The 10,296-nt window shown below is 35.6% G+C and carries 10 protein-coding genes and 1 pseudogene; 5 read left to right on the forward strand and 6 right to left on the reverse strand.

The features are described 5' to 3' along the window. Positions 1-255: 255 nt before the first annotated feature. The gene (locus tag KW850_RS31665) at positions 256-1,272 is read right to left on the reverse strand and encodes a DUF1835 domain-containing protein (RefSeq protein ID WP_218351599.1); all 1,017 of its coding nucleotides are present in this window, start codon (positions 1,270-1,272) and stop codon (positions 256-258) included. Between the two features lie 135 nt (positions 1,273-1,407). On the opposite strand from KW850_RS31665, the gene KW850_RS31670 reads away from it, so the two are divergent. Beyond that, positions 1,408-1,716 (forward strand): hypothetical protein, encoded by a 309-nt coding sequence (locus KW850_RS31670; RefSeq protein WP_218351600.1) that lies wholly within the window; start codon positions 1,408-1,410, stop codon positions 1,714-1,716. Between the two features lie 518 nt (positions 1,717-2,234). Here the strand turns inward: KW850_RS31670 and KW850_RS31675 are convergent. Then, positions 2,235-3,215 (reverse strand): NAD(P)/FAD-dependent oxidoreductase, encoded by a 981-nt coding sequence (locus tag KW850_RS31675; RefSeq protein ID WP_218351601.1) that lies wholly within the window; start codon positions 3,213-3,215, stop codon positions 2,235-2,237. Between the two features lie 54 nt (positions 3,216-3,269). On the opposite strand from KW850_RS31675, the pseudogene KW850_RS31680 reads away from it, so the two are divergent. After that, positions 3,270-3,491, forward strand: a pseudogene (locus KW850_RS31680) (aldo/keto reductase); the annotation flags it as partial. Between the two features lie 172 nt (positions 3,492-3,663). Here the strand turns inward: KW850_RS31680 and KW850_RS31685 are convergent. Continuing rightward, a complete protein-coding gene (locus tag KW850_RS31685; protein ID WP_218351602.1) occupies positions 3,664-4,860 on the reverse strand; it encodes an FAD-dependent monooxygenase in 1,197 nt (398 codons plus the stop codon). A 606-nt stretch (positions 4,861-5,466) separates the two neighbouring features. After that, positions 5,467-5,679 carry a hypothetical protein gene (locus KW850_RS31690; RefSeq protein WP_218351603.1) on the reverse strand — a complete coding sequence of 71 codons (213 nt, stop codon included), beginning with the start codon at positions 5,677-5,679 and terminating at the stop codon, positions 5,467-5,469. Positions 5,680-5,859: 180 nt separating this feature from the next. Here KW850_RS31690 and KW850_RS31695 point away from each other — a divergent pair, with 180 nt between their 5' ends. The 3 genes from KW850_RS31695 to KW850_RS31705 all read left to right on the forward strand — a co-directional run bounded on the left by KW850_RS31695 (position 5,860) and on the right by KW850_RS31705 (position 8,051). Then, entirely contained in the window at positions 5,860-6,156 is a 297-nt protein-coding gene (locus KW850_RS31695) for a tape measure protein (RefSeq protein ID WP_218351604.1), read from the forward strand. A 392-nt stretch (positions 6,157-6,548) separates the two neighbouring features. Then, positions 6,549-7,310: a hypothetical protein gene (locus KW850_RS31700; protein ID WP_218351605.1), complete on the forward strand. Its 762-nt coding sequence runs from the start codon at positions 6,549-6,551 to the stop codon at positions 7,308-7,310. 267 nt (positions 7,311-7,577) lie between these two features. Next, complete coding sequence (locus KW850_RS31705) at positions 7,578-8,051, forward strand: hypothetical protein (RefSeq protein ID WP_218351606.1); 474 nt, start codon at positions 7,578-7,580, stop codon at positions 8,049-8,051. A gap of 588 nt (positions 8,052-8,639) precedes the next feature. Here the strand turns inward: KW850_RS31705 and KW850_RS31710 are convergent. Together KW850_RS31710 and KW850_RS31715 are read right to left on the reverse strand one after the other, a co-directional pair. After that, on the reverse strand, positions 8,640-9,266 hold the full coding sequence (locus KW850_RS31710) for a cysteine hydrolase family protein (RefSeq protein WP_218351607.1): 627 nt from the start codon (positions 9,264-9,266) through the stop codon (positions 8,640-8,642). A gap of 314 nt (positions 9,267-9,580) precedes the next feature. After that, positions 9,581-10,075 (reverse strand): DinB family protein, encoded by a 495-nt coding sequence (locus KW850_RS31715; protein ID WP_218351608.1) that lies wholly within the window; start codon positions 10,073-10,075, stop codon positions 9,581-9,583. Between the last annotated feature and the right edge of the window lie 221 nt (positions 10,076-10,296).

Below are 10,296 nucleotides of genomic sequence, written 5' to 3' on the forward strand. Positions count from 1 at the left end.
AGTTGAATCAATAATTATAAACATCACTGATACTAATATAACAGAAAGAAACACCGCACCTTTAATCCCCATTTCAAACCACATCGCCTTTTCCTTTTTTAAAAATGCTTTTTTAAGTATCGCACCCATTAGTTTAAGTGTCATCCTTCACAAACACGCAAATGGGTTAAATAATAAAATAGCACTACATCATAATTGAAGTAATGCATTCGTTAGAGAGATATGAAACATCAAGGTTCGTTTTGCAGACAGCTATTACCTTAATTTCACGCTGTAATACCTCATACCTTTAGGGATACCCTTAATTTCAAAAATTCCCTTATATATTAGGCTCCTCAATCTATATTCTAAAAAGGCATCACCTACATTATTATCTATATGACCAAGCACTTCTCCGATTATCCTTCCTGATTTCATAAAGTCCTTCTCTTTTTGTTTAGAATGTAATTGTTGGGCAGCGGTAACAATCATTTCATCGAAATAATCTTCATTTACAGTTTTAATTTTATTACTCTCCCAAATTCGAACTACCCCTTTAGAATCGGATAGGGATAGCCATTCTTTTTCAAATTGTGATCTTTCCCGAACAGTTAAAGGCTTAGATAATTTCTTTTGATAAATAGCTTTTAATTTCTCAGGCATAACCTCGCCCGTATGGAAATAAAAATACTGATATTCACTTGTATTAAATAATTCCTGGTAAGCAATTGTTGTATTCATAAGGTAAATAGGATTCGTTTTTTCTTTAAGTAAGTACAATAGAAAGCATACTCCCGTTTGTTCATTTGCATTTTCTGCAGTCCAGATGACAATTGGGACTTGAGCAAGTATTGCATCAATTTCTGAAAGAGTGTTTAGAAACCTACGTTCATACTCTTCTTCAATAAAATCATCTTGATAATTCAAATGATCTCTCAACCATTCATATCTATGGTTACGCCCAACTTCTTTATGAAGCTCCCAAATTGGACCTACAGCAAAGAAATCAGGAAAGCCAATTATCTTATTCTCACGGCCTAAACCTACTTTTAAAGAGCCCGCAGCAGATTCTCCACATACAATATGTACGGCTTCATATTCTCTTTGGAAGTGATTACCGTTTTTTAATACACCGAGGATTCTATCGTGTAAAAAATATAGTTTTTCTATCATTTCTTCTTGTGAATCATTCGATTCTTTTATTGTTTTTACTCGATACATCATATGTAACAATAGGCTTTTTGCTTTACTGCAACTTAATTTATGTATGACCTGATTTAATTCATCATCCATTAATGATCACTACCTTATTATTTTCATCTATTTTACCATACATTCCCATATGATTTCTGGCTAATCTAAGATTTTAGCGGATTGCATTCATTATTCCATTTCTTCTGGTTACCATAAATGTGAGGTGATTACCAAATGAAAAGAATATTGTTTTTCTTTCTAGTCATTTCCCTTACATTCACAATGGGACTGAAAAAAGATGAAGAGCAGACCTGCAGAAAGTGGTGCCAACCGTTCTTAGAATATACACACAAGAAAGCACTATATAAAGGAAACATACAGGAACGTTATCGAATTATTCGACACATGAAGTATGTTAAGAAAAGAAGTGATGAAGAAATCATCGACATGGCAAATGTAACAAAGCAGGACATTGCTGAAGTGATGAGAATAGTAGATAGAAAAACTGGTAAATTTCCTTGGGAGTTACAAGGACAACAATAAAAGGAAGAATGTAACATAATATATATATTATGTTACATCCTTTTTTTACATTGAATCCTTTAAAAAAGGCCGCTGATGCAGCTGATAATTTCTTTAAAGGAATGATTATTTTACTTTTTCTTTTTAAAAGCTAAAAAGGTAAGAATTAAAGAAACTAAGACAATCAAATAAACTGGAGTCATCCAAATCAAATAGATTGAGCCAGGATCACCTTGCATAATCCCCGTATCTATAGCTATAAAATTCCAATGTAAACTCACTGGATTTTTTTCATCAATGGAAAATGCAGGGAGATATAGGGATGCTTTTGTAACCCTATAAATTACATATATTAAACTTATTATTTTTTACGTGGTCTTAAAGGTAGGAAAGGTTGGAATCCAATAATGGTTTAATAGGTAAAGCTATCTTGATTTTTGGTTTATTCAACGCCGTAGTAAGCCATCATTCCCAAACCTATAAGGATGATGATAAAAATAATGCCTTTTCTTTCATGAAAAAACTCCTTAACTTTTTCTTCAAATCCCCCTATTTTCATTAGTATTCTCAAAAGAATTGGAAAAAAATTTATCAATCGAGTCCCTTCTTTGTTCCAATATACGTTTATGGATCCAAATCGCTGCTTGTGCTCCTTCTCCCATTGCAATTGTTAATAGCTCCGAGTGAACACCGATATCACCTGCAACCCAAACGTTTGGTACATTTGTTTCCTTCGTCCTCGGATTTGTTGGGATATGTAGATTTTCTAGTCGTTCAATGCCTAATTGTTTTAACAAATCTGTATTTACTTTATTTCCACCAAAGGCAAGAAACCCTCGTTCTCCTTTTATTTTATTTCCATCTCCTGTCAAAAAGGCAGTAAACCGTCCTTCACCATTTGTCTCTACTCCAATAACTTTGTCCACTATCATTGGAATTCCATTTTCAGCTAAATTCATTTGAACACTCTCACTTATTTTCTTACCGTCTGAATTTATATAAATAAGTTCCTTCGTCCAGTACGTAAGGGTTAGAGCCATGTTGGCCCCAGAATCACCTGATCCAGCTACAATCACCTTTTTATTTGTCACTTCATAGCCGTCACAATCAGGGCAAATATATATTGATATTCCTAGACATTCCTTTAAGTCAGGTATTTCTAATGGGATGTGATCTTTTATACCCGTAGCTAATAATAGGCATTTACTTTCATAGCAATTTAGTGAAGTTCCTTGTAATTTGAACTTTTCCCCTTGTTTTTCTACTTTTACAATCTCATCTTCCTTAAAAGTTACTCCATATTTCTCTGCATGTTGTCTTCCTAAGTGACGAAGCGTTTGTCCATCAACACCATCAGGCCAACCTAATACGTTATGATAACATTTACATAATGTGGAACGTCCTTCCCCTTTATCAATCACAAGTACTTGATGATTGTATCGCCCGAGCTGAATTGCAGCCTGCAACCCAGCAATTCCACCTCCGACAATAATGCATTGATAAGAATCTTTATGAGACATATCATCACCCTTTTATTCAACTATTCAAAAGTCTGTAATTAAGACGACCAGACACTGGGCTTCGAAGTTTATCAGATTTCAGACGCTGATGAATGTGAACGAAGCATTTATGATGCTATTATGGCAGGTTATCGTTTAATTGATACAGCTGCCGCCTATCAAAACGAGGAAGCCGTTGGCAAAGCAATTAAGCGTAATGGCGTAGCAAGGGAAGAATTGTTTATTACTACAAAACTCTGGACTCAGGAGAGTTCAATAAAGAAAGCGATCCTTGCTAAAGAATCGCGCCGGCTTGCGGAAGACTAAAAATATTTTTAAAGGCTAAAGGGCATGTTTGCGCTTAGCTGGCTAAACAGGAATTTGTTCGGATTTTATATGGTGACTGATAATAGACAGCCTTTTTTGACGTGTCACTGTTGGTAGTAACCCTCCAACCAATAAATCCATATCAATAATCTCTCAGCTCAATCCCGTTAGCAGCTTTGGCTATCATTTTTGAAATCATCTTAAATTGTACGATCATAATCAGGGGTATGCGCAACATTAAATTGCGAAGAAAGATTTTGAAGTTTGATTTTTCAATCATACTCCCGGCAGCTATTAATCCTATTTTTTGATTTTTCTCAACAAACTTTCTCATTTTTTGTTCGTAGGCAACAAATGCACGGGCGAAATCGCCATCTGCGGCTTTAAGTTCACCAGCTAATACATAAGCCCCGACAAGCGCTAGGCTAGATCCTTGACCTGATAGAGGAGATGGACCATACGCCGCATCGCCTACCAATGTAATCTTCCCTTTTGACCAAGTCGGCATGTGAATCTGACAAACCTCGTCAAAATAAAAGTCTGTCGCATCTTTCATGGTTTTGAGTAAATGCGAGGTTTCCCAACCTGAATCGCCTAAGAAGGCATTTTCTACTAGTTTCTTTTGAGATTCTGTATCATTGCGGTCGTACTTCAATGCCTCTGATTGGAACAAGAACATACCCCTTGCCTCGGTATTGTCACGAGCGCTATACATACCTACAGTTTTGCCTGGTATCGTATATAACAGTTGGCGGTGGTCGAGGTTGAGGTAATTCTCGAGAGTGAAAATCGAGATATAACAGCCAAGCGTCCGTTTAAACTGTGCTTCATCTCCAAAAGTTAAGTTGCGTACATTAGAATGAAGCCCGTCTGCACCGATGACCAGGTCAAATGTCTGTGGCTTGCCATGAATAAATTGAACTTCTGCACCAGCTTCAGTCTCATCTATAGCGGTAATCGAATCGCCCCAAATGTAATCAACCGTATCCTTGGTTAAATCGTACAAAATTTTACTTAGATCGTCTCTCATGATTTCGATGTCCAGACCCTGCTGGTTCCCCATACTTGCTTCGCTTATTTGACCTTGGATCTTGCACTTGCTGTTCACAAAGTAAACACCAGTCATTTTCGTGTCAGCTGCACGAACTTGATCGAGTATACCCATCCCCTTAAGTACGGAAATGGCTGCACCACGGATATCAACCCCGTAACCACCCGCGCGCAATGCCGGAGCACGTTCTATTACAGTCACGTCGAATCCATGACGATGAAGCCAATAAGCGAGTGCCGGTCCGGCAATGCTTGCACCAGAAATAAGGACGCGCATCGTTTGTTTCATAATTGCCTATTCACTCCTATCCTAATTAAAGTCTTAATATATCCACAGTATATTTACGACCGATTTTACTTATTTAGGACAACAAAATAATAGGAATTTAATTTTAAAAGCAAAGACTAATGCTCGACTCCCTGCATCGTTAGTGAAACAAGAAAAAGAGCCGCCGCAGCAACCCTTTGTTAAAAATAAGCACCCTTAAGTTGAAGTACATAAACTTGTAATCATTTTCTTTTTTTCTTTAAATACAATAATTCAAGGATGAAAGCAAATAGACATAGTACCATCACTGAATCAATTATATTTTGAACTAAGATTGAATCAATTTTTAGGATACTAGTGATAATATCAGAAAATAAAACAATAAAGAAAATCGACCACAATATTTTTTGCTTTTTAGAAAGAGTAGAAACAGGCTCAAAAAAATTCGTTAATTTCATAAAAAATCTCCTATTTACCTTTTATTCATCTACTTCAATTATATCAACAAAAAGTGATAATCCCCATTTTTTTACTAAATAATCATTTTCCTTCTTCAACTAAACTGCTTCGTTAGTGGAACAAGAAAAAGAGTCGCAGCTACGACTCTTTGTTAAACTCAAGCACCCATTAGTGTAAGTGAGTAAACGCATAAACACTAAAACAAAAACAAATAAAGGCAAATATAAATAACAATGTTTTGGTGACCTGATATGGCAACAGTCTCAAAAAGATGACAACGATTAAAGCGACGATGGCACCGATGATTGAATCAGCTCCAGAACCATCTAAACCATCGTTTTCGTGTCTTTTTTTATTCTTCCCCGTTTGTTGAAAAAACAAAAAAGCCCCCCTTTTTAAAGCTATGCCCTTGGTGTATACCTTTATAGGTGCATTACTGAGGATAAAGCGTGCTTCCTAAACATATAGTGAGTAAAACTACTTCAGCTGGGTAGTATATGTTTAGGATGGTGTGCATTCATATTTAGTATATTCCCTATTAATAAACGAGGAAGTGAATAGATGAATTACAGTTACGAACGCAATAACTTTGTCAAAAATGTAGAAGAAAGTGGAGACAACCAAGTTGGTAGTAATGTTAATCAAGGTACCAGCGACTTTGGTGAAGCAACAGGAACTTTTACTGATGCCGTTGCGGGTGCTATGATAGGTGCTCCATTTGGACTAATTGGTACTGTTATAGGTGGTGTTTCAGGCAGTGTTATTGGTAACCAGATGGTGGAGTCGGCTGAAGCAGATAACAATACAGCTTCCAATAATCGTGATCTGAGCAATAATATTAACTCTATAAATAAGTAGCTATTTTTCATAAGGATTCCAATAAATTTAACAAGGAAATGTAAATTTTCCGTTAACCTCAGATTTTGAAGAACTGCTGCATGTGTGGCTAACGGGTGAAATATCTAGAGGAAAGAACTCAATAATGAGTTCTTTTTCTTTTAATATTATATGCACCAAGAACGTTTAACAAAAAAACTCATATTCTTCATGTTCTTCGCCTAACCTGCTCGTTAGTCGAATAAGAAAAGCGATGCCCTTCTTTAAGAATCGCACCCGTTAGTTTAAGTAAAATGCTTCACAATCTTTCTAATTATAGCCTTTTACAGCTTTCCCCTATTAATTGATAACACCATTTATCAACCCGAATAATTTACCTTAATAACACCCATATTAACTTTGAGGTGTTGTAAATGCCCAAAAATAGTATTGTTGATATTTGTATATTCTCTCTTGCTTTTTGTGTTGTTTTTAGTACACCTTCTAACGCATCAAATCATCAACAAGAAAACAATAATTTGTCCGTTGAAATGGAAAGACGGTTAAATAGCCTTGAACCTCCAGAACCAATCACTCTTCTCAAATCTACAGAACAAAAAGAAACGGAGGGTAAATACCCTTCAAAAACCTTTTCTATTTCTGAAGTATTAAAAAAAGGGACAAAAATCCCTTTCAATAAAATTACAAATGAACCAAACTATGAAAGACCAGTATATCAAGAACAATGGCATAGCACCCGTGGGGGTGGGAGATGGGGTTATATTCCAAGTAGGATTTATTACGCACAACATCGTTTATTCCCAATCTATGATATTGGACTTTCTGGTTTATTTAATTTCGGACATAATGTTAGTATTGGTTTTCCAACATTTCAAAATGAAACCGACCTTGACTTATATATTGTTGTTTTTCAAACAAATGTTACTGAAGTTTATACAAAAGGAAATCAAGTTGTTGTTGTTGGAAATCCACAACGTAACGGAGTTGAAGTTATAACCGTTAAAACAAAAGATATACATCCATCTGATTTGAAGAAAATGTTGCTTATTCAATTGGCAACAAACAGTTATGAACTCGATTATTCACTGATTAATTATCATCCACCTGATTTTTGTAAAAAACAAATTAATCGAAACCAAAAACTGCCTTGGTGGTTTAATAATACGCTTAATTAAGCGTATTTTTTCATTTTTTAGGGAAGCTTTTTAATGAACTAACCTGACTGTTGAACAAGAAGAAAATTACAATATTAAGTCACGGAATCTTCAACTTTTGCAACCAAGTAGTTCAATAAGAAGTTTTGTATGTTATAGCCAATGCTTTTCTGAATATGAAATTAAGTTTTAATCGTAAAATTCTACACAAAATTTAAACGACCGTCCTTTACGGGCTTGTCTTAAATGCATAAACTATTAAGATATCATTAGAAAAGAGTGAAAATATTGTCAACAAACTTAGTTGCAACAGTAAGAATTGTCTTGGCTTTAACGGTACAAGCCATTCGATTTGCTAATAGTGCAAAACTGATAATTCAACAACTTGAAGGTTTTGGTTTACCACCCAATCCAATCAAACCACAATTATATCACGATGCCATGGATAGTCTAACAGATGCTTTTAATACTATTCTAGCTCCCCCTTTAAATATACAATGGCCAACTGACCCTATACTTCCACTTAACCCAATTTATCCCAATGATCCTATAAGAATTAAACTATCAGACAACCGAGCATTGCTGGCATTAGATAGAACCAATGATGCTATCAGATATATTCACACAGCTATACTCTTAAGTGCTGATCCTGACATCACTGAGCAACTGCTTTTAATTAGATTCCAGGTAAAAGCCGCACGACTTGCACTTGAAGATGGTATAGATGCTCCTCCATTTGCAGGAGATGTTAAGAGTCGATAATTTATCGGCTGTTTTTATTTAGTTTACAAAAGTTTTTTTCACTAACCTGCTCCGTTAACACAAAAAGAAAAGCCCCATATATGGCAGCTCCGATCTTAAACTCTTGCACCCCGTTAATTTAAGTGCAATTCTTCACAAACTTACAAATCGTTAATATTCATAATAAAAAACTGCAGAAAGCTCGTTTACACGAACTTATCTTTTTCCGTACCTCTACAAAATCAAAGTTATTGGTGATATTGAACTAGCTAATAAAGAAGTATGAATAAAAGTGAATTTGTTGCTATCATATGGCATGAGCTTAAATCACCCATAACTGCTGTGATGTTTAAGTTGGAAGCAATTATCGAAAAGTAGGTCTGTATCAAGATCGGTTAGATATTTGAAAAAGTGCTACAAGATGATGGGAGAGATTCAGGAACTAGCAATGGATATGTTGGAAATCTATCTAATGAAACACACTGTAATTGAATCTAAATTTTATAAGAATGGACTTATTGGATATCGTTAATGAAAGCACCTAACGGCTGCAACATTACAATTAATCAAAGAATAATCTCTTCTTAGTATGCCTTTTTAAGAGTATCATTACATATTTGAAATGGCTTCACGTGTTGTCCATGTAGCACTACTGAAAGCTCGGTAGTTCGTAACAGCAGCATGAAAATCGTTTTCACTAATCGTGGCAGTTGCATCGTAAACAACAGCTGTCTTGAAGCCATTTTCGATTAAATCTCTCATATGCGATTCAACACATACGTTTGATAATACCCCAGCCAAAATTACTTGTTCTTTTCTGCGTTGCCTTAGTTGATAGACCAGATCATTTGTCTGAGGACTGGCCACCTTGTGCGGTGTTGCAATGACGGATGTTTTGTCCCAGATATACGGAGCTAAAATTGGAACATAATCGGCTTCCGGAGTTGGAGGACTATATTGATTTAATTTCTGATAAACACGCAAACTAATCAACATCTCTTGTTCGTTCCCTGTAAACTGCCAATCATAGTCATGTGGATATAAAAAGTGCGGGGAAACAAAGAGCTGATAACCTTTACTACGAGCAGTGCTTAATAGTAGTTCCAAGTTGGCTAAAGTATTATTCTGTTTAATGTTTGCCTTTGTCAAATGATATCCTCTTCCGCCTGGAGACAAAAAGTCATTTTGAGGGTCAGTAATAACTATTGCAGTATTCGCTTGGTTTGGTTTAAACATAGAATTGTTCCCACCTTTTTATGTTTTCACTTATCGATTATATGAACTACATTGATTAAAAATTCCTTAGGAAAATGAAATTTTGAATTTAATGAGTGACAATAAAGTACGGATAAACAAATACAACTATTGCATAGAAACCCCATTTCTTTTTTTGTATGATTTCCTTCCAATAAACATAAAAAAGAGCTGTATTTCACCTCACTTGTTCAACCTGCCCCGTGTGCACTATAAGAAAAAGACTGCCGAAAATGGCAGCCAGATATTCAACTCTTGCACCCTTTAGTTCAAGTAGGCGCTAGTGCAACTTTTATTTATTCATCTTCTCCTGCATCTATTTTCCGGCTATTTTGCAACTTCCGGATATAAATGATCTGACCAATGTGATATGCGTTATGAGTTGACACATTTCCAAGTATTGCCCACCATATCACGTGTCCAGGAAAACCATTAACTTCACTCTCAACTTTTTCTTCAGATAATAACTCTTGCCAACGTAAAAGCACCTCTAATAGCTGTTTCTTTAAATCAGCAAAAGTATGATTTTCAGGAATAATAAAGCTGTTATTATTATTTCCTATGGAAGGCACAGCATCAACGTGAGATTTTTGGTACCTTGTTTGCCATGTTTGATTCCAATATATTAGATGCTGCACAATTTCAGCAATACTATTACTTTCTTCGTTTGGCTTCCAAAATGCATGTTCCTCAGACAATCTTTCTACTGAATCTGAAAATGGTAGGTACCAACTAGGGTCATTGGCATTTGCCAACAACTGATCCGATAAAACATCTTTTGCATGAACCATAACCAACATTCCTAATTTTTATATACTGTTTTTTCTATATATTTATACAACGTCATCTTATTATATTCTACATAGTATATTGATTGTCCTGTTCTTATTAAACTAGTTGAGTAGAAGAGAACCTCTCTACCTCGCGGTAGATTGTGTTTCTCCCCCCTCGCAGAACCGTGCTTGCGCTATTCACGCACACGGCTCCTCCTAGTTATCATTCACAAGATGTA

The sequence above is a fragment of the Bacillus sp. sid0103 genome (genome assembly GCF_019219025.1).

Coding starts and splice junctions, on each gene's coding strand:
- KW850_RS31665 (WP_218351599.1), bottom strand. CDS start 1,272: ATGGATGATGAATTAAATCAGGTCATACATAAATTAAGTTGCAGTAAA.
- KW850_RS31670 (WP_218351600.1), top strand. CDS start 1,408: ATGAAAAGAATATTGTTTTTCTTTCTAGTCATTTCCCTTACATTCACA.
- KW850_RS31675 (WP_218351601.1), bottom strand. CDS start 3,215: ATGTCTCATAAAGATTCTTATCAATGCATTATTGTCGGAGGTGGAATT.
- KW850_RS31685 (WP_218351602.1), bottom strand. CDS start 4,860: ATGAAACAAACGATGCGCGTCCTTATTTCTGGTGCAAGCATTGCCGGA.
- KW850_RS31695 (WP_218351604.1), top strand. CDS start 5,860: ATGAATTACAGTTACGAACGCAATAACTTTGTCAAAAATGTAGAAGAA.
- KW850_RS31700 (WP_218351605.1), top strand. CDS start 6,549: ATGCCCAAAAATAGTATTGTTGATATTTGTATATTCTCTCTTGCTTTT.
- KW850_RS31710 (WP_218351607.1), bottom strand. CDS start 9,266: ATGTTTAAACCAAACCAAGCGAATACTGCAATAGTTATTACTGACCCT.
- KW850_RS31715 (WP_218351608.1), bottom strand. CDS start 10,075: ATGGTTCATGCAAAAGATGTTTTATCGGATCAGTTGTTGGCAAATGCC.